The following is a 23,285-nucleotide window of genomic DNA, read 5'->3' as shown; positions in this document are numbered from 1 at the left end:
GCGGCTTGGCGCAAAGGGGCATAGGGGCGAACAGCGCCCGATCAAGGGGCCGCAGCGCAGGCTGCGGAAAGCGGTGGAGGGCTTGGCCTGGCGCAGCTAACGCGCGCCGGCGCCGGCCAGCAAAGCGGCGCGGGTAACCAGCAAGACCTGGTCCTCGCCCGCCGACGTTTCGAGCCACACCACCTCGAGTTGCGGAAACGCTGCCTCGAAGTAGTCGCGCTCGTTGCCGATTTCAAGCACCAGCACCGCCTGCTCGCTCATGCGCGAAGGCGCGTCGGCGAACAGCTGGCGCACAAAGTCCATGCCGTCGGTGCCGCCGGCAAGAGCCAATTCAGGCTCGGCACGGTATTCGGCGGGCAGGGCGGCCATGCTCGCGCTGTTCACGTAGGGCGGGTTGCACAGCACCAGGTCGTAGGGGCCGGCCAGCTTCTTCAGGCCGTCTGATTCGATCAGGGTCACGCGCGCATCGAGTTGGTGCCGGGTCACGTTGATGGCGGCCACTTCGAGCGCCTCCACCGACAGGTCGGCGGCATCCACCGTCACGTCCGGATAGGTCAGCGCCGCGAGCACGGCCAGGCTGCCGTTGCCGGTGCACAGGTCGAGCACGCGCTGTGTGTGCTCGCCCAGCCAGTAGTCGATGCTGCCGTCTGCAATCAATTCCGCAATGAAGCTGCGCGGCACGATGGCGCGCTCGTCCACATAGAAGGGCACGCCCTGCAACCAGGCTTCCTTCGTGAGATAGGCGGCGGGCTTGCGCGTGGCAATGCGCTCTTCGATGAGCGCCTGCACCTTGCCGGCATCGGCGGGGGACACGGGTGTGTCGGCCACCGCGTCCAAGTCGTCCAGCGGCAGCTTCAGGCGCCACAGCACAAGCCAGGCGGCTTCGTCGAAGGCGTTGGCGGTGCCGTGGCCGAAGGCGACGCCGGCCTCTTCCAGCTGCTTGGCGCCGGCTTCGATCAGCTCGATGACGGTGATCATTGAGCCAACGACGCTTCGAGCCGCTCCAGCGTGCGCTTGTAGATGTTCTTCAGCGTCTCGATCTCGGCCACGTCGATGTGCTCGTCGATCTTGTGGATGCTGGCGTTGACCGGGCCCAGCTCGACCACCTGCTTGCAGATCTTGGCGATGAAGCGGGCATCGCTGGTGCCGCCGCTGGTCGAGAGCTCGGTCTGGATGCCGGTTTCATCGGCGATTGCCGCTTGCACCGACGCCACCAGTTCGCCCGGCGTGGTGAGAAACGGCAGGCCGCCCACGGTCCACGCGAGCGTGTAGTCGACGCCGTGGGCATCGAGCACCGCGTGCACGCGCTTCTGCAGCGATTCGGGTGTCGACTCGGTCGAAAAGCGAAAGTTGAAGTCGATGACTGCGCTGCCCGGAATCACGTTGCTCGCGCCGGTGCCCGAGTGGAAATTGCTGATCTGCCAGCTGGTGGGCTGGAACCAGGCATTGCCGGCGTCCCAACCGCCGGCCGCGTTGATGGCCACCAGTTCGGCGAGCGCAGGCGCCAGGGCGTGCACCGGGTTTTTTGCCAGGTGCGGATACGCGATGTGCCCCTGCACTCCGTTCACCGTGAGCTTGCCGCTCATGGTGCCGCGGCGGCCGTTCTTGATCATGTCGCCGCAGCGCTGGACGGCGGTGGGCTCGCCGACGATGCAGTAGTCGATGGTTTCGCCGCGCGCGGCCAGGGCGTTGCACACGACGACGGTGCCGTCGACGCCGGGGCCTTCTTCATCGCTGGTGAGCAGCAGCGCGAGCGTGAGCTTCGGGTCAGGCGTGGCTTTAAGGAACTCTTCGATCGACACCACGAAGGCGGCGACCGAGGTCTTCATGTCGCAGGCGCCGCGGCCGTAGAGCTTGCCGCCGCGATGGGTGGGCGTGAAGGGGTGGCTGGTCCATTGCTCGAGCGGGCCGGTGGGCACCACGTCGGTATGGCCGGCGAACACCAGCGTCTTCGTCGCCGCAGCGCCGGCGGGGCGGCGCACCGCCCACAGGTTGGTCACGCGAAAGTCGGCCGGGCCGCTCTCGATGGTTTCAAGCGTGAAGCCCAGAGGCGCCAGCCGTTCGCCGATGATCTGTTGGCAGCCCGCATCCTCGGGGGTGACGGAGGGGCGCGAGATGAGCTGTTCGGCGAGCTGGAGCGTACGGGACATCGGAAAAAAACCAGGGGGCTGGGTCGGTCAGAACTTCACGTCCAGCGTGATGTCGGTAAAGGTGGGTTCGTCGACCTGGTCCGTCAGGTGGCGGTCTTCGGTCTTCGGCTTGGGCGCGGCGCGGTTCTGCAGGCGCCACATCAGGTTGGTGGGCGAGTCGGACTGGGCCAGGCCTTCTTCGCGCGTTACGCGCTCTTCGGTAATGAGGCGGGCAATGTCTTCCTCGAAGGTTTGCGAGCCTTCGGCCATCGACTGTTCCATGGCCTCCTTGACGGCCGAGAAGTCGCCTTTTTCGATCAGCTCGGCCACCAGGGCCGTGTTGAGCATGACCTCCAGCGCCGGCACGCGGCCGCCGGTGGGCGTGCGCAGCAGCCGCTGCGACACGATGGCGCGCAGGGCCGAGCCCAGGTCGCCCAGCAGCGTGGGCCGCACCTCGACCGGGAAGAAGCTCAGGATGCGGTTGAGCGCACGGTAGCTGTTGTTGGCATGCAGCGTGGCCACGCACAGGTGGCCCGACTGCGCGTAGGCAATGGCCGCCGTCATGGTTTCGCGGTCGCGGATTTCGCCGATCTGGATCACGTCGGGTGCCTGGCGCAATGCGTTCTTGAGCGCCACCTGCAGCGACTCGGTGTCGCTGCCCACGTCGCGCTGGTTCACCAGCGACTTCTTGTTGGTGTAGGTGAACTCGATGGGTTCTTCCACCGTGAGGATGTGGCCCGTGGCGTGCTCGTTGCGGTAGTCGAGCATGGAGGCCAGCGTGGTGGTCTTGCCCGCGCCGGTGGCGCCGACCATCAGGATCAGCCCGCGCTTCTCCATGATCAGCGTCTTGAGAATGTCGGGCAGGTTCAGGTCGGCAAAGCTGGGAATGGTCGAGGCAATGTGCCGCACCACCACTGCATAGCTGCCGCGCTGGCGCATGGCGCTGATGCGGTAGTTGCCGGCGCCCTCGAGCATTACGGCCATGTTGAGCTCGCCGGTTCTTTCGAGCTCCTGGATGCGGGCTTCGGGCACCACTTCGGCCAGCAGCGCGAGCGGCGCGGTGGCGGGCAGCACCTGCGCATTGATCGGCACGCAGGTGCCGTTCATGCGAATCAGCACCGGGGAGTGGGCCGAGAGGTAGATGTCGGAGGCCTTGCGCTCGGCCATCAAACGAAGAATTCGCTCCATCATGTTCATCGGTCTTTCTCCTCGGGTGCTGTTGTTTTCTAGCGGGACAAAGGCGGGAGCCTGTCGATCAGTCGCGCAGCAGGTCGTTCAGGCTGGTCTTGGAGCGCGTTTGCGCATCGACCGTCTTGACGATGATTGCCGCGTAGGTGCTGTAGTCCTGGCCCGACTTGGTCTTCTTGGGCAGGTTGCCGCTGATGACCACGCTGCCGGACGGCACGCGGCCGAAGAAGGTTTCTCCGGTGTCGCGGTTGAAGATGGGGGTGCTCTGGCCGATGTACACGCCCATGCCGAGCACGGAGTTCTCTTCGATGACCACGCCTTCGACCACTTCGGAGCGGGCGCCGATGAAGCAGTTGTCTTCGATGATGGTCGGGCCGGCCTGCAGCGGCTCGAGCACGCCGCCGATGCCGACGCCGCCCGACAGGTGCACGTTGGCACCGATCTGCGCGCACGAGCCCACGGTGGCCCAGGTGTCGACCATGGTGCCTTCGCCCACGTAGGCGCCGATGTTCACGTAAGAAGGCATCAGGATCGCGCCCTTGGCGATGTAGCTGCCGCGGCGAGCGACAGCCGGCGGCACGATGCGAACGCCCGATTCCTTCAGCTCGCCGGCCGACAGGTGCGAGAACTTGGTCGGCACCTTGTCATAAAAGCCGAGCGAGCCGGCCTGCATCTGCTCGTTGTCCTTCAGGCGGAACGACAGCAGCACGGCCTTCTTGATCCACTGGTGCACCGTCCACTTGCCCACGCCTTCGCGCGTGGCAACGCGCAGCTTGCCGTTGTTGAGTTCGGAGATCACGTGCTCGACGGCGTCGCGCACTTCAGCGGAGGCGGCGGTGGGCGAGACATTGGCGCGGTCTTCCCACGCGGCGTCGATGATTTGTTGCAGTTGCTGGGTCATGAGAGAGTCTCAGGTAAAAAATGGGGACCGGGAAAGCAGCGGTTCAGCGCTGGCCTTGCGCCCCGGACTGGACGAAGCGGACGATGCGCTCGGCGGCTTCCACGCATTCGGCGGTTTCGGCGACCAGAGCCATGCGGATGCGGCCGCGGCCGGGGTTGGGGCCGTGCGCCGTGTCGCGCGCCAGATAGCTCCCCGGCAGAACCGTAACATTGTATTGAGCGTAGAGCGCGCGGGCGAAGGATTCGTCGTCGCCAGCCCACACTTCGGGCACCCCCGCCCAGAGGTAGAAGCTGGCATCGGGCAAGCGCACATCGAGCACCGGCTCGAGCAGGGGCGTGACGGCGGCAAACTTGGCGCGGTATTTGGCGCGGTTTTCGACCACGTGGGCTTCGTCGCCCCAGGCCGCAATGCTGGCCGCTGCCACGGTGCCGCTCATGGCGCTGCCGTGGTAGGTGCGGTAGAGCAAGAAGCTCTTGATGATGGCGGCATCGCCGGCCACAAAGCCGCTGCGAAGGCCCGGCACGTTGCTGCGCTTGGACAGCGAGGTCAGCGCAATCAGGTTTTTGAAGTCGCTCCGTCCGAGCTTGGCGGCGGCTTCAAGGCCACTGAGCGGGGGCTCGTCGCGAAAGTAGATTTCGCTGTAGCACTCGTCGGCGGCAATCACGAAACCGAAGCGATCGGAAAGCGCGAAAAGCTTCTTCCATTCGTCCAGCGGCATCACGGCGCCGGTGGGGTTGCCGGGCGAGCAGACGAACACCAACTGGGTGCGCTCCCAGATCGCCTCGGGAACGCTGTCCCAGTCGACCGCGAAATTGCGCAACGGCACGCTCGGAACGTAGTACGGCTCGGCGCCGGCGAGCAGGGCGGCGCCTTCATAGATTTGATAGAACGGATTAGGCGAAACCACCACTGGCGTGGGGGATTTGCCGGCGTCGACCACCGTTTGCGCCAGCGAAAACAGCGCCTCGCGCGAACCGTTCACCGGCAGCACCTGTGCGGCCGGGTCGAGTTGCAGGGCGTAGCGGCGCTTCAGCCAGTCGGTAAAAGCGGTGCGCAGCTTCAGGTTGCCGGCAGTGGCGGGATAGGCCGCCAGTGTCGACATGCTGGCGGCCAGCGCTTCCTTGATGAACTCGGGCGTGGCGTGCTTGGGCTCGCCGATGCCCAGACTCACAGGCGCGTAATCGGCGTTGGGCTTGACGCCCTCGAACAGCAGCCGCAGCCGCTCGAAGGGGTAGGGCTGGAGCTTGGAAAGCAGGGGATTCATGGAGAGCGATTATCGGCGACGGGTCGCCGGCCGCTCCGGCCCCCTCAGGTGCCGCTGCGCCGGTAGAACGCCAGCGAGCCGGCCAGCGCCAGCAGCATCGCGCCGCAGGTGCGATCGATCCAGCGGGCCGCTGCGGCCGTGAGCAGCCGCATCGCCCGCGCGCCCACGAACGCGTAGACCAGCATGACCGCGGCATCGAGCGAGGCGAACAGCACGGCGATGATGGCGTACTGCATGCCCTGCGCAGCCGCCGGGTCGATGAACTGCGGCATCAGCGCCGAGCAGAACAGGTAGCCCTTCGGGTTGGTGACTGCCACCAGGAACGACTTGAGAAAGACCTTGCGGCCTTCTTTGGGCACGCCCGTTGCCGACTCGCCCGCAGTGGCCCGAGGCGCGTCGAAGCTGCCACCCTTGGAGCGCAGCATGCGAATGCCCAGCCAGGCAAGGTACACGGCCCCCACCCACTTGAGCATGGAGAACCAGAACTCCGAGGCTGCCAGCAGCGCGCCCAGGCCCAGCGCCACGGCGCCGACCAGGACGAAGTCGGACAGCACGGCGCCCAGAATGCCCGGCAGCGCGCCGCGCACGCCGCGCCTGGAGCCATTGCTCAGCGCCAGCAGCACGGTCGGGCCGGGCGTGGCAATGGCGGCCAGCGCCACGATGGAGAACAGCAGGGCGGTGGCGAGCGTCATGGCGGCGGGCTTCCTTTATGGGTTCAGATTTTCTTGACCAGCACCTGGCTCTTGCGGTCCCAGTTGTACTTCCGCTTGCGGGCTTCGGGCAGCCAGTCGGGGTTGACCTGCTGGAAGCCGCGCTTCAAAAACCAGTGCATGGTGCGCGTGGTGAGCACGAAGATGCTTTCCAGGCCCATGGCCTTGGCGCGGTGCTCGATGCGCTTGAGGATGCGCTCGCCGTCGCCTTGCGATTGCGACTGGGGAGAAACGGTCAGCGCCGCCATCTCGGCCGTGCGCGCCTCGGGGTAGGGGTAAAGCGCCGCGCAGCCGAAGATCACGCCGTCGTGCTCGATGACGGTGTAGTGGCCCACGTCGCGCTCGATTTCGGTGCGGTCGCGCTTCACCAGGGTGCCGTCGCGCTCGAAGGGCTCGATCAGCTGCAGGATGCCGCCGATGTCGTCCACCGTGGCTTCGCGCAGGCTTTCGAGCTTCTCGTCGATGACCATGGTGCCGACGCCGTCGTGCACATACACCTCGAGCAGCAGCGAACCGTCGAGCGCAAACGGCAGGATGTGGTTGCGCTCCACGCCGGCCTTGCAGGCCTTCACGCAGTGCTGCAGGTAAAACGCGGTGTCGGTGGGTTTTTGCGGCGGCGGCAGCGACGCCAGCAGCTTCTCGGCCGCGGCGAGCGGCAGCTCGGTGTCGATGGGGTTGCCTTCGCTCTCGGGCAGTTCGCTGTCGATGCGGATGCCCGGAATTTCGGTCAGGAAGATCAGCTTGTCCGCCTGGATCGAAATGGCCACGCTGGTGGCGACTTCTTCCATCGTCAGGTTGAAGGCCTCGCCCGTGGGCGAGAAGCCGAAGGGCGACATCAGCACCATGGCGCCGAAATCGAGCGTGCGGCGGATGCCGACCGCATCGACCTTGCGCACCAGGCCCGAATGCTTGAAGTCCACGCCGTCGACCACGCCGATGGGCCGGGCGGTGATGAAGTTGCCTGAGATCACGCGCACCGTAGAGCCGGCCATCGGCGTGTTCGGCAGCCCCTGGCTGAATGCAGCTTCGATCTCGTAGCGCAACTGCCCGGCGGCTTCCTGCGCGGAATCGAGCGCCACCTCGTCGGTAATGCGGATGCCGTGCGAATAGCGCGCCTCGTGCCCCTTGGCGGCGAGCTGCTCGTTGACCTGCGGGCGAAAGCCGTGCACCAGCACGATCTTGACGCCCATGCTCTGGATCAGCGCCAGGTCTTGCGCAATGTTCTGCAGCTTGCCCGCCGCAATTGCCTCACCCGCCAGGGCGACCACGAAAGTCTTACCGCGGTGCGTGTGGATGTAGGGCGCGACCGAGCGGAACCAGGGCACGAAGGTGAAGTTGAAAACGGTGGACATGGAGCGTGATTGTGCATTCTTGAACGAAGGTTCGCGCAGCTCAGGCCAACGCGCGCAGCAGCCGGGCGGCACCGGGGCCGCCCGGCGCCTCGGCCGGCTCCGAGCCGGGCAGCTTGCGCGCCCTGAAGGTGGCCAGCAGCGCGGCATAGGCGTCGGTCGATTCGCCCGCGTCGGCGGGCAGGTCGAGCATTTCGGCCAGTTGCGACGGCGCCACGGAGCCTTCGCGCATCAGCGCATCGACCACGGCCATGAAGGCCGGCGTGTGCGCCTCGAGCAGTGCCAGCGCGCGTGCGTGCTCCTGCGCCAGCAGCGCTTCGATCTCCGGGTTGGTGGCCTTCAGGTCGGTGTTGAGGTTGTCCTCTGCGTCGTTGGCAACGTCGGTGCGGCTCAGCCGCGTGCCGAAGGCGTAGTGGCGCACGTACTGCGCGGCGAAAGCGGTGGCCTGGCGGAAGTCTTGCGACGCACCCGAGGTGCAGGCCTGTTCGCCGAACACCAGTTGCTCCGCGGCCCGGCCCGCCAGACCGACGCAGATGCGGTCGCGCAGGTTCTGCCGCGACCATGCCTTGCGGTCTTCGTAGCTGTTGTAGCCGCCCTCGAAAGACGCGACGTTGATTTTGATTTCCTGCGGCGCGCGGCCGAACAGCAGGCCGTAGGCCACGCCGTGGCCCGCTTCGTGCACGGCCAGCAGGGCTCGAAAGTCTTCGTTCGAGCGCTGCTTGAGCCGGTTGAGCTCGAGCGTGACCGCAAAGCTGCGGCGTGCCTCGCGCTTGCCTTCTCTATACCGCGCCACGATGCAGGCCTTGTCTCCCGTGGTTTCCAGCGACAGCCACACCGGCTCTGCACCGCCCGCGCCTTGCTCCAGCGCCCAAAGTGCCGCGTTGACCAGCGTCGCGCTCAGGATTGCGTGGATCGAGGAGAACAGCGGGCGCGTGCCCTGTGCCGGGAAAACGGCGTTGGCGTAAATCTGCTCGTACACGCTCGACTCGAGCATGAAGCGCACGCCCGAGCTTTCGCGGATCTCTTCCACATAGCGGTCGCAGATCGAAAGAATCAGCTGCACATAGGTGGCCCGGCTGAACGACGGATAGATGACGTGGTTGTTGCCCAGCCGTGCCACCTGCTCGGGCTTGAAGCGTTCGGACAGCGCCTTCTTCACGTCGATGAGAGAGAGCTTCCTGGTCAGCGCATGGAAGATGTCGGCGTCGGTGTCGCAGTCTTCCACGCGCCGCGCCGTTTCGGCATACATCTCGTCGAGGTTGCCCGAGACGAACACCAGCAGCTTGCTGTAGTCGGTTTCCCAGCTTTGCTGCGTGTCGCGGAAAGCGCGCAGCCGCGCATGCACCTCGGAAGGCGTCCAGGCCATGATCTGCAGCAGCGTTTCGGGGAGCTTCAGGCAGCGCTTGATCTCTTGCGCTTCCCAGGGCGCTAGGTGGAGCTTTCGCTTTTTCGCCTTCTTCTTGTCGGGCGGACCGTCGCGGTCTTGCTCATATTCGGCCTGGGCGAGCGAGGCCTCGATTTCGCCGAGCATCGAGAGCGCCGGCGGCAGCCGGCCGTCGGACAGCAGCGCCCACACGTCCTGGTAGCGCTCGACCTTGGCGTCGTTGCCGTTGCTCTCGAGCGTGCGAAAGCGCTGGAACTCATCCAGCACCAGGATGCCCGGCGTGCCTTCGTCGATGCCCGATTCGGCCAGCATGGCCGAAATCGAACCCCGGTTGCTGTAGCCCGAGCCATGGCTGAAGCCGTCCATCTGCACTTCGATGAAGCGGTCGTAAAAGCCCAGGTGCTGCGCGAGCCTGCGCACCAGCTGCGTCTTGCCGGTGCCCGTGAGGCCCCACAGGCACACGATGACCGGGCGGCTGATGAGTTGCGGAAACACGTACCACGCCCGCAGTGAATCGATCACGCGGTCGATGATGTCGTCGATGCCGAAGAGCTCGGTCTTGAGCGCCTGGGCAACTGCCTGCAGATGGCGCGTTCGCTCGTAGAGCACCGCATGCAGGTCTGGATGAATGTCGTTGGACATGGAATTCTTGAAAATAAAACGGAAATGAAGAAGCCGCCGCTCCCTCGCGGGCGAGGAGGCGGCAATGCAGACGCTGTGAAAGGGGTCGGTTGCTGCGCTTCGGCCGTGGAAGCGCGCAGGGCGTCCGGTACAACGGACGCGCGGGCTTCTTCTTCAGGCCGGACGCGGCAGCTCGACCCCGCCATGCACCGAGGCATGGCTTGCGCGGCGGCTGCGCAAAGTGGGGGGTACGAGGAAGGAGGTCATGGGCGCGATCGTAGCGGCGAGCCGCGATGGAGTAAAGACTATTTACTTTTGCATGTTGCGCAATGGCCGCGCATTGTGGAAGCCGTGCAACAGCGGCGGTGCGCGCCGATAATCGACGGTTTGCCCGGCGCGCCTCGCGAACAGCTTTTCCCTTGACGACCACGACACCTTCCGCTCCCTTGCGCATCGACTTTCCCGAATCGCTCCCGGTCTCCGGCCGGCGCGATGAAATCATGGCCGCCATCGAGGCGCACCAGGTGGTGATCGTCTGCGGCGAAACGGGCTCGGGCAAGACCACCCAGCTTCCGAAGATCGCGCTGGCGCTCGGCCGCGGCAAGCTCAATGCGCCGCCGGGCAAGGGCCGGCTCATCGGCCACACGCAGCCGCGCCGCATCGCAGCGAGCTCGGTGGCCAAGCGCATTGCCGAAGAGCTGAAAACGCCGCTGGGCGACGTGGTCGGTTTCAAGGTGCGCTTTCAGGACCGGCTGAGCCGCGACGCCTCGGTCAAGCTCATGACGGACGGCATCTTGCTGGCCGAGACGCAGACCGATCCGCTGCTGAAAGCCTACGACACGTTGATCATCGATGAGGCGCACGAGCGCTCGCTGAACATCGACTTTCTGCTTGGTTACTTGCGCGAGATTCTTCCGCGCCGGCCCGACCTGAAGGTGATCGTGACCTCGGCCACCATCGACGCCGATCGCTTTGCGCAGCACTTTGCGTCAGGCAAGGGACCTGCGCCGATCATCTACGTGTCGGGCCGTACTTTCCCAGTCGAGCAGCGTTATCGGCCGTTCGAGGAGTCGCGCGAGCATGACCTGAACGACGCCATTGCCGATGGCGTCGACGAGCTCTGGCGCGATCCGCACAACGCGGGCGACATCCTGGTCTTTCTGCCCGGCGAGCGTGAGATCCGGGAGGCGGCCGACCACCTGCGCCGGCACTTGAGCCACCAGCCGCTGCTGCGCAATGCCGAGGTGCTGCCGCTGTTCGCTCGGCTTTCGGGCCCCGAGCAGGACCGCATCTTCGACGGCCACACGGGGCGGCGCATTGTGCTCGCCACCAACGTGGCCGAAACCTCGCTTACCGTGCCTGGCATCCGCTACGTGATCGACACCGGCACGGCGCGCGTCAAGCGCTACAGCTTCCGCAGCAAGGTCGAGCAATTGCTGGTGGAGCCGATCAGCCAGGCCGCGGCCAACCAGCGCGCGGGTCGTTGTGGCCGCGTGGCGAACGGCATCTGCATCCGGCTGTACGACGAAAAAGATTTCGAAGGCCGGCCGCGCTTTACCGATCCCGAGATCCTGCGTTCTTCGCTCGCCGGCGTCATCTTGCGCATGAAGTCGCTGCGCCTGGGCGACGTGGCGCGTTTTCCGTTTCTCGAAGCACCTTCGCCGCGTGCGATTGCCGACGGCTATCAGCTGCTGAATGAACTGGGCGCGGTCGACGATGCCAACGAGCTCACGGCCACGGGCGCCGAGCTGGCCAAGCTGCCGCTCGATCCGCGCGTAGGACGGATGATCCTGGAGGCGCGCACGCGTGGCGCGTTAGAAGAGGTGCTGGTCATCGCATCGGCCCTCAGCGTGCAGGACGTGCGCGACCGCCCGATGGATGCGCAGCAGCAGGCCGACCAGGCGCATTCGAAATTCGACGACGAGAAGAGCGAGTTCAGCGGCTACCTGCGGTTGTGGAAATGGATCGCCGATGCGCGCGGCGGACATGGCGATACGCACAAGCTGAGCAACCGCCAGTACGAGCAGCTGCTGCGCCAGAACTTCATCAACATCCGCCGCGTGCGCGAATGGCGCGACATCCACTCGCAGCTGCTCACGGTGGTCACCGAGCACAAGTGGCGCATCAACGCGGAGCCCGCGGGCTACGAACCGCTGCACCTGTCGATGCTCGCGGGCCTGCTGGGCAACGTGGGCTGGAAGCTCGAGGACGACGAGGCATATCTTGGTGCCCGCGGCATCAAGTTCTACCGCCATCCGGGCGCGCACCTGAAGAAAAAGCCCGGCCGCTGGATCGTTGCGGCCGAACTGGTCGAGACCACCCGGCTCTTCGGCCGAGGCATTGCCAACATCGAGCCGCAGTGGCTCGAACAGGTGGCCGGCCATCTGCTGAAGAAGCAGCTGCTCGATCCGCACTGGGAGAAGAAGGGCGCACAGGTTTCGGCGCTCGAGCGCGCAACGCTCTATGGGTTGGTGGTCTACAGCGGGCGCCGCGTCGATTTCACCAAGGTTGACCCTGTGGCGGCGCGCGAGATCTTCATTCGCGAGGCGCTGGTCGGCGGGCAGTGGGAAAGCAAGTTTCCATTCCTGGCGGCCAACCGCAAGCTGGTTCGCGAGGTCGAGGGCCTCGAGCACAAGGCGCGCCGGCAAGACGTGCTGGTCGATGAAGAGCTGATCTTCGCCTTCTACGACGCGCAACTGCCCGCCGACGTGGCGAGCGGCATCACCTTCGAGAACTGGTACCGCCATGCCTCGAAGGAGCAGCCGCGCCTGCTGTACCTGACGCGCGAAGAGCTGATGCGCCACCAGGCGGCAGGCATCACCACGCAGTCGTTTCCCCCCACGCTGCGGCTCGGCGGCGTCGATTGCGCCGCCAGCTATCTGCACGAGCCGGGCGACGCGAAGGACGGCCTCACGGTGAGCGTGCCGCTTTTCGTGCTCAACCAGGTGAGCGAAGAGCGCTGCGAATGGCTGGTGACAGGCATGCTCAAGGACAAGATCCAGGCGCTGCTCAAGAGCCTGCCGCAGCGTCCGCGCTCCAGGTTGGTGCCGCTGCCCGATTCGGCGGCAAAGCTGGCGGAAGAACTTTCGGCGCCCGAAGTGTTCGGCCACGGCTCGCTGACCGACGTGCTGCTCAAGCGCGTGCGCGATGCCACGAGCATCGACGTGAAGCGCGCCGACTTCAAGCTCGACATGCTGCCGCCGCACCTGTTCATGAACCTGCGCATCGTGGATGAGCACGGGCGACAGCTTGGCATGGGACGCAACCTGGGCGCACTCAAGGCCGAACTGGGTGCGCAGGCTCGCGGCGCCTTCCAGGCGCTGGCGGGCCTCAACGTCAAGGCCTCCGCGGAGCGAAAGCCGGGGGACGGCAGCGATGGGCGCGCGCAAGCCAAGGGCAACGCCGCCGCGCCGGCACCGACCGCGCCGAGCTTGCCCGCGGGCCAGCGCTACACGAGCTGGAGCTTCGGCGAGTTGCCCGAACTGATGGAAGTGCGCCGCGGATCGCAGTCGCTCATCGGATTTCCGGCGCTGCGCGACGAGGGTGACGCCGTCACCATCGAAGTGTTCGACGAACCCGCCGTGGCCGCCGCAAAGCACCGCGCCGGCCTGCGCAGGCTGTTTGCGCTGCAGCTGAAAGACGCGCTCAAGTACCTCGAGAAGAACATCCCCGATCTGCAGAAGATGGCGGTGGCTTACATGCCGCTCGGCACATCGGAAGAGCTGCGCACGCAGATCATCGATGTGGCGATCGACCGCGCGTTTCTGCAGGAGCCGCTGCCCACCGACGAGTTTGCCTTCAAGCGGCGGCTCGAAGAGGGCCGGGGCCGGCTCACGCTGATTGCGAACGAGGTGGCGCGGCTGGCATCGACCATCCTGGTCGAATACGCGGCTGCCGCGCGCAAGATCAAGGACACCAAGATCCAACCGGAGGCCGTGCAGGACGCCGCGCAGCAGTTGCAGCGCCTGGTGGGCAAGCGGTTCATTGCCGATGCGCCGTGGACACAGCTGCAGCATTTCGCGCGGTACCTCAAGGCGATCGTGCTGCGGCTCGACAAGCTGCGTGCCGACCCGGCGCGCGATGCTGCCAAGCTGGCCGAACTGCGCCCGCAGGAGCAGCGCTACTGGCGGCTGGTGGCGGAGCGCAAGGGCGTGGTGGACGATCGCATGCTCGAATTCCGCTGGTTGCTCGAAGAGCTTCGAGTGAGCTTTTTCGCACAGGAACTGCGCACGCCGCAGCCAGTGAGCATCAAGCGGCTGGACAAGGCCTGGGCCCAGCTGCAGGCCTGAGCGGTAGGGCGGCAAAAAAGAAGCCCGCTTGCGCGGGCTTCTTTCAGGTGCGAGAAATACGCGGGAGCGCTATATGCGTCCCATGAGCACCAGGATGATCACGATCACCAGGACAAGGCCCAAGCCACCGCTTGGCCCGTAGCCCCAACTCCGGCTGTAACCCCAGCTCGGCAGCGCGCCGATCAGCAGCAAGATCAGAATGATCAGCAGAATGAACGAGAGGGACATGCTTTTCTCCTGGACGTTGTTGTTACGAGCATCGATGCTCGGTGTCCCGGGGCGCAACACACGCCGGAAAGCCGCTCCTTCGGCGGTCAGGACTGTCCTACCGTCGGCGTCGGCCTGGGAGCCGCCTCTGCGCACTCAAAGGCGGGCGAGACGGTCGAGCGCGGAGATCAGCGTCTCGTCCTTCTTGGCGAAGCAGAAACGGACCACGCGCTGGTCGAAGCCGTTACCGTAGAACGCCGACAGCGGAATGGCCGCCACGCCGATCTCGCCGGTGAGCCAAAGGCAGAAGTCGGCTTCGGACAGGTCGCTGACCGCCGAGATGTCGACGCACTGGAAATAGCTGCCTTCGCTGCGCAGCAGCTTGAAGCGGGTCTTCTCGGCGAGCCCAGCGGCAAAAAGGTCGCGCTTGTGCTGGTAGAAGGCCGGAAGCTCGAGGTAGGGCTTCGGGTCGGCCATGTACTGCGCGAGCGCATGCTGCATGGGTGTGTTCACCGTGAACACGTTGAACTGGTGCACCTTGCGGAATTCCGCCATGAGCGGCGCCGGCGCTGCCACGTAGCCGACCTTCCAGCCGGTGACGTGATAGGTCTTGCCGAAGCTGCTCACGATGAAGCTGCGCGCCGCAAGGCCCGGGAAGCGTGCCACGCTTTCGTGCTGCGCACCGTCGTAGATCATGTGCTCGTACACCTCGTCGGCAATCACGAACACGTCGGTCGGCGCGAGCAGCTCTTCGAGCTTGCGCATTTCGGCCGCGGTCCAGATGGTGGCGCTCGGGTTGTGCGGCGTGTTGACGATGATGGCGCGCGTGCGCGGCGAGAGCGCCGCGGCAATCTTGTCGAAGTCGGGCCGGAAGGTGCCTGGCGTGAGCGGAACGCGCACCACGCTGCCGCCTGCGAGTTCGATGTTGGGCACGTAGCTGTCGTAGCAGGGCTCCAGAACAACCACTTCGTCGCCCGCGCGCACCACGGCAAGAATGGCCGTGATGATCGCCTGCGTGGCGCCCGCGGTTACCGTGATCTCGGTGGCCGCGTTGTAGCTGTGGCCGTAGAGCGCGGCGATCTTGCCGGCAATGGCTTCGCGCAGCGCCGGAATGCCAGGCATCGGTGGGTACTGGTTGTGGCCTGCAGCCATGGCGGCCGTCACGTCTTCGAGCAGCTTCGGGTCGCAGTTGAAGTCGGGGAAGCCCTGGCCGAGGTTGACCGCGTTCTTCTCGGTTGCCAGCGCGGACATCACGGTGAAGATGGTGGTGCCGACGGCGGGCAGCTTGGTGGTGATCTCCGGCGTGCGTGGGGCGGAAAGAACAGTGCTCATGGTCGTGGTCGGAAGCTGGGGCTGCTGAATATCAAAGATCGTAGTCTTGCTGGTGGCCGCTCAGGGCCTTGGCAATCAGGTTGCGGTCGAGCCGGTCGGACAGCAGCTCGGCAAACTTGAAGACGAAGTTGCGAAGGTAGGCGCTGCGCTTGAACGCCACGCGGGCAATGTTCTGGCCAAACACATGGCCCATTGGGCGCACCACGAGGTCGGCGTTCGACTCGTCGCGCACCGCCATCTCGGCCACGATGCCAACGCCCAGGCCAAGCCGCACATAGGTCTTGATCACGTCGGAATCGATGGCTTCGAGCGCGATGCGCGGCGTGAGTTTCTTCTGCGCAAAGGCGTGGTCGATACGCGTGCGGCCGGTGAACGACGGGTGGTAGGTAATGATGGGCTCGTGCGCCAGGTCTTCGAGCGAGATGCGCTCCTTGGCGGCCAGCGGATGGTCTTTGGGGAGCACCAGCACGTGCTGCCATTCGTAGCAGGGCAGGGTTACGAGCTCGGTGTAGTCCGCGAGCGATTCGGTCGCAATGCCCACCTCGGCGATTTCGTCGATCACCATGCGCGCCACCTGGTCAGGCGAGCCCTGGTGCAGGCTCACGTTCACCTTGGGGTAAGCCTCGCGAAGCTTGGCTACCGGCACCGGCAGCACGTAGCGCGCCTGGGTGTGGGTGGTGGCAATGGAGAGGGTGCCGCTGTCTTGCGCGCTGAACTGCTCGCCGATGCGTTTGAGGTTGCCAACTTCCCGCATGATCAGTTCGATGCTGGCAATGACGTGCTGGCCGGGCTCGGTGACCCGCTTGAGGCGCTTGCCGTGACGGGCGAAGATTTCGACGCCGAGTTCTTCTTCTAGCTCGATGATGGCTTTCGACACCCCGGGCTGCGAGGTGTGGAGCGCCTTGGCCGCCTCCGTGAGGTTCAGGTTGCGCCGCACGGCCTCCTGAACAAACTTGAATTGGTGCAGATTCATATCAAATTCCGTCTTATTGCGGAATTCATTATGCCTTCGGAGTCTATCGAAATACCTGGGACTTCAAGATTTGGTTGCGATTCTGGCCAGCAGTTCGACCAGTTCGGGCTCTTCGCCCACGATGTTGGCGAGTTGGAACTCCACGTTGGGCCAGGTGCCGCGGAGAGCCTCGAGCTGCAGCGGCAGGTCTTCACGGGCGTGCTTGCCCATGCCCAGGAACAGCGGAACAACCCTGAGCGACCGCGCGCCGCTCGCAATCAGGGCTGCCGAAGCCGTACGCAGGTCGGGTGTGGCCAGCTCCATGTAGGCGCAAACCACCCGAGCTTGCGGGTCGAGCGCCGTGACGCGCGCGGCCACGGCCTCGATGGGCTCGCGCCAGCGCTCGTCGCGCGAGCCATGGGCCAAGAGAATGATGCCTCTCGCGTTCACCGTCGTCATGTCCCGCTTCTCCGCTTCTATCTTCGAAGAACCAGCCAACTGAATGCGGCAAGCGACATGACGGAATAAATGAGCCCCGGTGCCGCGGCGGTCAGCCATGGTGACCAGTTGCTCAGGTTGCCGAGATAGCCGAACACGTTGTTCAGCAGGAAAAAGCTGATGCCGATCATCACGCCGCCGAACACATAGGTGGTGATGCCGGTCTGGCGGAAATGCAGGTAAGCGAAAGGCAGGGCGAGCACCACCATCACCAGGCACGAGAGCGGATAGAAGACCTTGCGCCAGAACTGGATCTCGTAGCGCTGGGCGGTCTGCCCGTTGGCTTCGAGGTGGCTGATGTAGTCGAACAGGTCGATGGTGCTCATGCGGTCGGGCCGCAAAAGGGCGACCGACACCATTTCGGCCGTGAGGGTGGTCGGCCACTCGATCTCTGGCACCCGGCTGGTCAGGATGTGCGCCTTGTTGGCGTCGCTGCGCGTGTCGTAGTCCTGCAGCTCGACATCCGACAAGACCCAGCGGTCGTCGAGGATGCGCGCGGAAGTTGCGAGCAGCTGCTTGCGCACATAGCCCTTCTCGTCGAACTCGAAGATGCGCGCATTCCGAAGGGAGCCGTCGCGCGAAATGGAGAGCACGTTGACGGCGTACGACACGTTGTCGCGCTTTTCCTTGAGCCACGCGCCCGTGTTGCCGACCAGCGAGAAGGTGCCCTGGTAGCGCGACTTGAGCAGCTGGCCCGTGCGCTCGGACGCCGGCGCGATGTAGTCGCCGATGGCAAAGGTCAGAAAAACAAAACCCACGCCCAGCAGGAGCAGGGTGCGCAGCGCGCGCCAGGGGCCGAGGCCGCTGGTGCGAAGAATGGTGTATTCGGAGCTTTGTGCCAGCCGCGCCATCACGAAGATGCAGCCGATCAGTACCGTGATGGGGAGCAGCTCATAAAGGTGGCTCGGAATGAGCAAGGTCACGTAGACCAGTGCCTGCGCCGGGCCGTAGGCCAGGCTTTCGGGCTTGCCGATGGATTGCAGCTCATCGACGAAGTCGAAGAAGAAGAACAGGCTCAGGAAGCCGAGCGTCACGAAGGCCACGGCCTTCAGTGCCTCGACGTAGATCAGGCGTCGGATGGTTTTCACGTGGTCGGGTCGATCTTGTTGGGCTGGGACGACAGGCCGCCGGCAATGACGCGTTCCGTCCTGCGCCGTCTGCCCCAGTTGTTATTGCGCAAAACCAGCCATATCACGCCGATCAGCAGCACGCCGCCGTGAAGCAGCAGCATGAAGGAGCCCATGCCGTAGCGGCCGGAGCTGATCCAGCTCTGGCCGAGGTTGAGCATGTTGTAGTAGACGACGAAGGCGAACAGCGCAAACAGCAGGTTGCCGCTGCGCCCCACGCGCGGGTTCACGCTGGAGACGGTCAGCGCGAGCAGCACGAAGTTGATGGCGGCCAGCAGCATGCCGATGCGCCAGGCGAGTTCGCCTCGGTTGGTGTCGCCGGGCTCCCGCAGGAGCTGGAGCGTAGGCTTGGCGCGGGCCGGCGTGGAGTCGGTGGTAAACGAGTCGTTGCCGCCGGCGCGGGTGCCGTAGGTCTCGAATTCGCTGATCTTGAGGCCCGAGGTTGCCGTGGGCAGCAGCGGGCGTTCGACCCGTTGCCCGTTGCTCAGCATCAGGTAGCGGTGCTCGCCCACGTTCTCGATGCGGCCGCTGCGCGCCGATGTGGTGATCTGCAGCCCCCGTTCGATGGCCCAGATGAACACGTTGGTCGCCGTGGCGCCGTCGGGCGTGTCCTTGTCGATGAAGAAGACACGGATGCGCCCGGCCGATTCACGGAATTCGCCGGGCGTGACGCGCTCGATGTCGCTGCGCCTTTCGTACTGCGCGCGCATGCCGATGGTCTGCGAGTTGGCCCAGGGCCAGCCCAGCAGGGCCATGATGGCAATCAACGCGAGCACCGGCCAGGCAAAGCGAAACAGCGGCTGCACGAAGTCGACCAGGCCGCGCCCGCTGGAGAACCAGATCACCATTTCGCTGTCGCGGTACATGCGCGACAAGGTGCCGACAATGGCGATGAACAGGCTCAGGCTCAGGATGGTCGGCATGTAGCCGAGCACCGTGTAGGCCATCACGAGGAACACTTCGGACGGGTTCACGCTGCCCTTGGAGGCGAGCCCGAGCGTGCGGATGAGCATCATGGTCATCACGATGGTGACCAGGACCACGAGGGTCGCTCCGAAGCTGCGCGACAGCTCCTTGCGTAGGGAAGAATGGAATAACATCGTTCGAGGAAAAAAAGGATTATGGACTTTCAGCTCAAGACCCTCACCGTCGCCCGCGCCGCGGCCGAAAAATCCGACGTTCTGATCGTGCTCGTCGGCAGCACCCCCATCACCGCCAAGGACCCGCTTTCTGCCCTGATTGCCAGTGCGCGCAAGGCCGGCGACCTGCCCGACAAGGCCGGCAAGCTGCTCGCGCTCTACCATCCGGACGAGGTGGTGGCGTCGCGCGTGGTGCTCGCCGCCATTGGCGATGGCAAGCCCGCGTCGGTGCGCAGCGGCGTCATTGCGGCGGTCAATGCGGCCAAGGCCCATGCGCCCAAGCGGGTGGTGATCGTGTTTGCGCATGAAGCCGACGGCGCGGCGGTGGCCTGCACCGTTGCCGCGGCGGCCGACGCCAGCTACGTCTACACCACGAGCAAATCGAAGGCTTCGAACGGCGACGGCGGGCGCTCCATCCGCAACCTCACGGTGGGTGTGAGCGATGCCGCGGCTGTGAGCAAGGCCTTCGACGAAGCCCGGGCCACGGTGTCCGGCATCGAATTTGCCAAGGAATGGGGCAACCGCCCCGGCAACTATTGCACTCCTACCTTGCTGGCTGACGCGGCCCAAGGCCTGGCCAAGCTGCCCCGCATCAAATGCGAGGTGCTGGGCCCCAAGGAAGTGCAGAAGCTCGGCATGGGCTCGTTCGCGGCCGTGGCGCAAGGCTCGGCCGAGCCGCTGCGCTTCATCGTGCTGCGCTACCAGGGCGGCCCGAAGGACCAAGCGCCCGTGGTGCTGGTCGGCAAGGGCATCACCTTCGACACCGGCGGCGTCTCGCTCAAGCCGGCGGCCGAAATGGACGAGATGAAGTTCGACATGTGCGGTGCGGCCAGCGTGCTCGGCACCTTCCGCGCGCTGGGCGAAATCCAGCCTGCCATCAACGTGGTGGGCCTGGTGCCCTCGTGCGAGAACATGAACGACGGCCGGGCCATCAAGCCCGGCGACGTGGTCACCAGCATGAGCGGGCAGACCATCGAGGTGCTGAACACCGATGCGGAAGGGCGCCTTATCTTGTGCGACGCACTGACGTACGCCAAGCGCTTCGATCCGGCCGCCGTGATCGATATCGCCACCCTTACCGGGGCGTGCGTCGTGGCGCTGGGCGGCGTGCGCAGCGGCCTCTTCACGGCCGACGAAACCTTGGCCGCCGCGCTCCAGGCGGCAGGAGAAGAATCGCAAGACCGTTGCTGGCGCCTGCCGCTGGACGACGAATACGCCGACGGCCTCAAGAGCAACTTTGCCGATGTGGCCAATGTGGCGGGCCGTGCCGGCGGTGCCATCACGGCCGCCAAGTTCCTGCAGCGCTTCGCCGGCGATTTCGCCTGGGCGCACCTGGACATCGCGGGCACGGCCTGGAAGAGCGGGGCGGCCAAGGGATCGACCGGCCGCCCGGTGGGCCTGCTGGTGTCTTATCTGATGGAATGCGCGCGCAGCGGTGCGGGCAAGGCGCCCGCGCCGAAGGCCGCGCGCAAGAACGCCGGCCCCGCCGCGCGAAAGGCCCGGTCCGCACAGTGACGGAAATCGGCTTTCATTTCAATACGCCGGACAAGGTCAACTACGCCTGCCGGCTGGTTCGAAAGGCCGTGAGCGCGCGCGGGCTGCGCGTGGTGGTGGTGGGCGAGGCGCAGGTGCTGGAGGCCGTGGATGCCGCGCTCTGGCAACTCTCGCCGTCCGATTTCATCGCGCATTGCCGCGGCGATGCACAGGCGCACATGGTGGCCCGTTCGCCGGTCATTCTTTCGGCCGAAGGTGCGGATGTTGCCTCGCTTCCGCACCGCGAGATGCTCGTGAACCTGGGGCCTGAGGTTCCGGCGGGCTTCGAGCGCTTCGAGCGCCTGATCGACATCGTGAGCGACGAGGCCACAGACCGGCAGATCGGCAGATCGCGGTGGCGCCACTATGCCGACCGGGGCTACACCATCCAGCCGCACGATTTTGCGAGGAGCGCTTCCTGATGGCCAGCACGCTGCGTACACCGCCCCGGTTCGTTCCTACCTTGACCACCGTGCTCGATCTCCCGGCCGAGCCCGTGGCCGCCGAGACCGGCAAGCCGCCTTCTCCTGCCAGCACGCCGGCACCGCCGGTCGACCCGGCCGAGGCCGTGGCGCTGCCCCCGGCCGAGCAGCGGTCCGACGCCGAAATAGTGCGCCTCGAAGAGCAGCTTTTGCATCGGGTGCTGCAGCGCGTGGACCTGTCTTTGGAAGAGCGGTTGAGCGACACGGTGTCGGCCGCGGTTCAACAGCAACTCGATTCGATGCTGCCTCGGCTGCGTGAAGAAATCGAGGCCGTTTTGCGTGCTTTGGTCATCGAGGCAATGGCCGCCGAGCTCTCGGAAAACACAGGGTCTACGCCAGCTTCCGGAGCATAAAGCTTCAGCTAAACTGCGCCGCAGGTCGGTAGGCGTGAGGGTGCCGCTGGTCCGCGGCGCGAAACTTGCGAGGTCTGCGCGCCCGGATCACACGACCGGTTTTTAGTTTTTTATCAATGTTCTGGAGGTTCTCATGCAATTGAAATGGACTGCGGTCGCACTGGCTGCTCTCACGCTCGTGGCTTGCGGCAAGAAAGAAGAAGCCGCTGCACCCGCCGCACCGGCGCCCACGGCAGCGGCTCCGGCACCTGCAGCGCCTCCGGCAGACGCACTGATCGTCAAGATCGGCCACGTCGGCCCCACCAGCGGTGCCATTGCCCACCTTGGCAAGGACAACGAGTTCGGCGCCAAGATGGCCATCGAAGACCTCAATGCCAAGGGCCTCAAGATCGGCGACAAGGTTGCCAAGTTCGAACTGCTGGCAGAAGACGACGCCGGCGATCCGAAGCAAGGCACGGCAGTGGCCCAGAAGCTGGTCGACAGCAAGGTCAACGGTATCGTGGGCCACCTGAATTCGGGCACCACCATTCCCGCATCGAAGCTCTACAGCGACGCCGGCATTCCGCAGGTTTCGCCGTCGGCAACCAACCCCAAGTACACGCGCCAAGGCTTCAAGACCACGTTCCGCGTGGTGGCCGACGACACGCAACTCGGCGGCACGCTGGGCAAGTACGCTGTCGAAACGCTCAAGGGCAAGAACATTGCCGTGATCGACGACCGCACGGCCTACGGCCAAGGCGTTGCCGAAGAATTCGAAAAGGCCGCCAAGGCTGCCGGCGCGACCATCGTCGGCCACGAATTCACGACCGACAAGTCGACCGACTTCAACGCCATCCTGACCAAGCTCAAGGCTACCAAGCCCGACGTGCTGTTCTTCGGCGGCATGGACGCCGTGGGCGGCCCGATGCTCAAGCAGGTCAAGCAGCTCGGCCTGAACGTCAAGTTCATGGGCGGCGACGGCCTGTGCACCAGCGAACTGCCGAAGCTGGCTGGTGACGCCATCGGCGAAGAGATGGTGGTTTGCGCTGAAGCCGGCGGTGTCGACGGCGACTTCAAGCAGCCGCTGGAAGACTTCAAGGCCAAGTTCAAGACCAAGAACGGCGTGGACGTGCAGATCTATGCACCGTACGTGTACGACGCGGTCAACGTGCTGGCCGAAGCCATGGTCAAGGCCGGTTCCGCCGACCCTGAAAAGTACCTGCCGGAAGTCGGCAAGGTGCAATACAAGGGTGTGACCGGCCCGATCGCCTTCGACGAAAAGGGCGACATCAAGAACGGCGCGCTGACCCTCTTCACCTACAAGGGTGGCGTGCGTACGCAAATCGCCGTGGTGCGCTGATCGGCTTCACCGCATAGCGCAGCAATGCGCAAAAAAGAAAAAGGGCCTTCGGGCCCTTTTTTATTGCCTGCCCCTTCCGACGGTAATCAGGAGAGGGCGGCGTGGCCCGAGGGCCGGTCGGTGTTGCAGTATTCGATGAAGGCGTCGAGATCGCGTGATTTGTCGAAGACCGCATCGGCGCCCAAGGCCTCGCAGCGGGCGCGAATGTCGGCCGTGACGTAGTTGCTCAGCACCACCACGCGTTGGCCGGGTCCGCGGGTCTTGCAGCCCGAGAGCACGCCAAGGCCGGAGCCTTCCTTCAGGAACAGGTCGATGATGAGAAGCTGCCAGTCGTGGGGATGGGCGGCAAGCCAGGCGAGCGCGGCCGACTCGGTTTCAGCAAACCCGACGACCTGTCCATTGACAAGGTCCTCGAGGGCCGGAACCAGGTTGTCTCTGATGGTCTTGTTGTCCTCGACGAGGAACGTGATGAGGGCCATGCCGGGGTT

General features: G+C 65.3%; 20 protein-coding genes. 5 read left to right on the top strand and 15 right to left on the bottom strand.

Going from position 1 to position 23,285, the window contains the following annotated elements; all coding sequences use genetic code 11:
• Positions 1–96: 96 nt before the first annotated feature.
• From prmB to V9L21_RS13060, 8 genes are read right to left on the bottom strand one after another with little or no spacing between them, the layout of a single operon-like run.
• Positions 97–978 carry a 50S ribosomal protein L3 N(5)-glutamine methyltransferase gene (gene prmB, locus V9L21_RS13095; protein WP_337312453.1) on the bottom strand — a complete coding sequence of 294 codons (882 nt, stop codon included), beginning with the start codon at positions 976–978 and terminating at the stop codon, positions 97–99.
• Positions 975–2,150 carry a succinyl-diaminopimelate desuccinylase gene (dapE, locus tag V9L21_RS13090; protein ID WP_337312451.1) on the bottom strand — a complete coding sequence of 392 codons (1,176 nt, stop codon included), beginning with the start codon at positions 2,148–2,150 and terminating at the stop codon, positions 975–977. The genes prmB and dapE overlap by 4 nt, the downstream gene beginning before the upstream one ends.
• Positions 2,151–2,177: 27 nt before the next feature.
• Positions 2,178–3,326, bottom strand: coding sequence for a PilT/PilU family type 4a pilus ATPase (locus V9L21_RS13085; RefSeq protein WP_157614021.1), 1,149 nt, complete (start codon positions 3,324–3,326; stop codon positions 2,178–2,180).
• Between the two features lie 58 nt (positions 3,327–3,384).
• Positions 3,385–4,218 (bottom strand): 2,3,4,5-tetrahydropyridine-2,6-dicarboxylate N-succinyltransferase, encoded by an 834-nt coding sequence (gene dapD / locus V9L21_RS13080; RefSeq protein ID WP_337312449.1) that lies wholly within the window; start codon positions 4,216–4,218, stop codon positions 3,385–3,387.
• Positions 4,219–4,261: 43 nt separating this feature from the next.
• Positions 4,262–5,482, bottom strand: a complete 1,221-nt coding sequence (dapC, locus tag V9L21_RS13075; RefSeq protein ID WP_337312447.1) for a succinyldiaminopimelate transaminase — start codon at positions 5,480–5,482, stop codon at positions 4,262–4,264.
• Between the two features lie 44 nt (positions 5,483–5,526).
• The gene (locus tag V9L21_RS13070; protein WP_337312445.1) at positions 5,527–6,174 is read right to left on the bottom strand and encodes a LysE family translocator; all 648 of its coding nucleotides are present in this window, start codon (positions 6,172–6,174) and stop codon (positions 5,527–5,529) included.
• Between the two features lie 23 nt (positions 6,175–6,197).
• Positions 6,198–7,544 (bottom strand): amino-acid N-acetyltransferase, encoded by a 1,347-nt coding sequence (gene argA, locus V9L21_RS13065; RefSeq protein ID WP_337312443.1) that lies wholly within the window; start codon positions 7,542–7,544, stop codon positions 6,198–6,200.
• A gap of 40 nt (positions 7,545–7,584) precedes the next feature.
• Positions 7,585–9,567: an AAA family ATPase gene (locus V9L21_RS13060; RefSeq protein ID WP_337312441.1), complete on the bottom strand. Its 1,983-nt coding sequence runs from the start codon at positions 9,565–9,567 to the stop codon at positions 7,585–7,587.
• A 308-nt stretch (positions 9,568–9,875) separates the two neighbouring features.
• Here V9L21_RS13060 and hrpA point away from each other — a divergent pair, with 308 nt between their 5' ends.
• On the top strand, positions 9,876–13,835 hold the full coding sequence (gene hrpA / locus V9L21_RS13055) for an ATP-dependent RNA helicase HrpA (RefSeq protein WP_443304797.1): 3,960 nt from the start codon (positions 9,876–9,878) through the stop codon (positions 13,833–13,835).
• A 69-nt stretch (positions 13,836–13,904) separates the two neighbouring features.
• Here hrpA and V9L21_RS13050 read toward each other — a convergent pair whose 3' ends face one another.
• The 6 genes from V9L21_RS13050 to lptF all read right to left on the bottom strand — a co-directional run bounded on the left by V9L21_RS13050 (position 13,905) and on the right by lptF (position 19,051).
• Positions 13,905–14,063 (bottom strand): DUF3309 family protein, encoded by a 159-nt coding sequence (locus V9L21_RS13050; protein ID WP_157614004.1) that lies wholly within the window; start codon positions 14,061–14,063, stop codon positions 13,905–13,907.
• Positions 14,064–14,198: 135 nt separating this feature from the next.
• Positions 14,199–15,374 (bottom strand): pyridoxal phosphate-dependent aminotransferase, encoded by a 1,176-nt coding sequence (locus tag V9L21_RS13045; protein WP_337312437.1) that lies wholly within the window; start codon positions 15,372–15,374, stop codon positions 14,199–14,201.
• Positions 15,375–15,405: 31 nt separating this feature from the next.
• Positions 15,406–16,347, bottom strand: coding sequence for a CysB family HTH-type transcriptional regulator (locus tag V9L21_RS13040; protein ID WP_126745944.1), 942 nt, complete (start codon positions 16,345–16,347; stop codon positions 15,406–15,408).
• A 63-nt stretch (positions 16,348–16,410) separates the two neighbouring features.
• Entirely contained in the window at positions 16,411–16,785 is a 375-nt protein-coding gene (locus V9L21_RS13035; RefSeq protein ID WP_337312435.1) for a sirohydrochlorin chelatase, read from the bottom strand.
• Positions 16,786–16,802: 17 nt separating this feature from the next.
• A complete protein-coding gene (lptG, locus tag V9L21_RS13030) occupies positions 16,803–17,912 on the bottom strand; it encodes an LPS export ABC transporter permease LptG (protein ID WP_258506511.1) in 1,110 nt (369 codons plus the stop codon).
• A complete protein-coding gene (gene lptF, locus V9L21_RS13025) occupies positions 17,909–19,051 on the bottom strand; it encodes an LPS export ABC transporter permease LptF (RefSeq protein ID WP_337312433.1) in 1,143 nt (380 codons plus the stop codon). The genes lptG and lptF overlap by 4 nt, the downstream gene beginning before the upstream one ends.
• A gap of 21 nt (positions 19,052–19,072) precedes the next feature.
• On the opposite strand from lptF, the gene V9L21_RS13020 reads away from it, so the two are divergent.
• From V9L21_RS13020 to V9L21_RS13005, 4 genes are all read left to right on the top strand, one after another.
• Positions 19,073–20,605 (top strand): leucyl aminopeptidase, encoded by a 1,533-nt coding sequence (locus tag V9L21_RS13020; protein WP_337312431.1) that lies wholly within the window; start codon positions 19,073–19,075, stop codon positions 20,603–20,605.
• The gene (locus V9L21_RS13015; protein ID WP_157613997.1) at positions 20,602–21,045 is read left to right on the top strand and encodes a DNA polymerase III subunit chi; all 444 of its coding nucleotides are present in this window, start codon (positions 20,602–20,604) and stop codon (positions 21,043–21,045) included. The genes V9L21_RS13020 and V9L21_RS13015 overlap by 4 nt, the downstream gene beginning before the upstream one ends.
• Positions 21,045–21,458 carry a hypothetical protein gene (locus V9L21_RS13010; RefSeq protein ID WP_337312429.1) on the top strand — a complete coding sequence of 138 codons (414 nt, stop codon included), beginning with the start codon at positions 21,045–21,047 and terminating at the stop codon, positions 21,456–21,458. Before V9L21_RS13015 ends, V9L21_RS13010 begins: the two co-directional genes overlap by 1 nt.
• A 133-nt stretch (positions 21,459–21,591) precedes the next feature.
• On the top strand, positions 21,592–22,797 hold the full coding sequence (locus V9L21_RS13005; RefSeq protein ID WP_337312426.1) for a branched-chain amino acid ABC transporter substrate-binding protein: 1,206 nt from the start codon (positions 21,592–21,594) through the stop codon (positions 22,795–22,797).
• A gap of 86 nt (positions 22,798–22,883) precedes the next feature.
• Here the strand turns inward: V9L21_RS13005 and V9L21_RS13000 are convergent, their stop codons facing one another.
• Positions 22,884–23,276 carry a response regulator gene (locus V9L21_RS13000; RefSeq protein WP_337312424.1) on the bottom strand — a complete coding sequence of 131 codons (393 nt, stop codon included), beginning with the start codon at positions 23,274–23,276 and terminating at the stop codon, positions 22,884–22,886.
• Between the last annotated feature and the right edge of the window lie 9 nt (positions 23,277–23,285).

The organism is Variovorax sp. CCNWLW235 (genome assembly GCF_037204085.1).
GTDB lineage: Bacteria > Pseudomonadota > Gammaproteobacteria > Burkholderiales > Burkholderiaceae_C > Variovorax.
The sequence above is the reverse complement of the archived record's forward strand: the minus strand, read 5'-3'. Positions and strand labels throughout refer to the sequence as shown.

Coding starts and splice junctions, on each gene's coding strand:
- prmB (WP_337312453.1), bottom strand. CDS start 978: ATGATCACCGTCATCGAGCTGATCGAAGCCGGCGCCAAGCAGCTGGAA.
- dapE (WP_337312451.1), bottom strand. CDS start 2,150: ATGTCCCGTACGCTCCAGCTCGCCGAACAGCTCATCTCGCGCCCCTCC.
- V9L21_RS13085 (WP_157614021.1), bottom strand. CDS start 3,326: ATGAACATGATGGAGCGAATTCTTCGTTTGATGGCCGAGCGCAAGGCC.
- dapD (WP_337312449.1), bottom strand. CDS start 4,218: ATGACCCAGCAACTGCAACAAATCATCGACGCCGCGTGGGAAGACCGC.
- dapC (WP_337312447.1), bottom strand. CDS start 5,482: ATGAATCCCCTGCTTTCCAAGCTCCAGCCCTACCCCTTCGAGCGGCTG.
- V9L21_RS13070 (WP_337312445.1), bottom strand. CDS start 6,174: ATGACGCTCGCCACCGCCCTGCTGTTCTCCATCGTGGCGCTGGCCGCC.
- argA (WP_337312443.1), bottom strand. CDS start 7,544: ATGTCCACCGTTTTCAACTTCACCTTCGTGCCCTGGTTCCGCTCGGTC.
- V9L21_RS13060 (WP_337312441.1), bottom strand. CDS start 9,567: ATGTCCAACGACATTCATCCAGACCTGCATGCGGTGCTCTACGAGCGA.
- hrpA (WP_443304797.1), top strand. CDS start 9,876: ATGGCCGCGCATTGTGGAAGCCGTGCAACAGCGGCGGTGCGCGCCGAT.
- V9L21_RS13050 (WP_157614004.1), bottom strand. CDS start 14,063: ATGTCCCTCTCGTTCATTCTGCTGATCATTCTGATCTTGCTGCTGATC.
- V9L21_RS13045 (WP_337312437.1), bottom strand. CDS start 15,374: ATGAGCACTGTTCTTTCCGCCCCACGCACGCCGGAGATCACCACCAAG.
- V9L21_RS13040 (WP_126745944.1), bottom strand. CDS start 16,347: ATGAATCTGCACCAATTCAAGTTTGTTCAGGAGGCCGTGCGGCGCAAC.
- V9L21_RS13035 (WP_337312435.1), bottom strand. CDS start 16,785: ATGACGACGGTGAACGCGAGAGGCATCATTCTCTTGGCCCATGGCTCG.
- lptF (WP_337312433.1), bottom strand. CDS start 19,051: ATGTTATTCCATTCTTCCCTACGCAAGGAGCTGTCGCGCAGCTTCGGA.
- V9L21_RS13020 (WP_337312431.1), top strand. CDS start 19,073: ATGGACTTTCAGCTCAAGACCCTCACCGTCGCCCGCGCCGCGGCCGAA.
- V9L21_RS13010 (WP_337312429.1), top strand. CDS start 21,045: ATGGCCAGCACGCTGCGTACACCGCCCCGGTTCGTTCCTACCTTGACC.
- V9L21_RS13005 (WP_337312426.1), top strand. CDS start 21,592: ATGCAATTGAAATGGACTGCGGTCGCACTGGCTGCTCTCACGCTCGTG.
- V9L21_RS13000 (WP_337312424.1), bottom strand. CDS start 23,276: ATGGCCCTCATCACGTTCCTCGTCGAGGACAACAAGACCATCAGAGAC.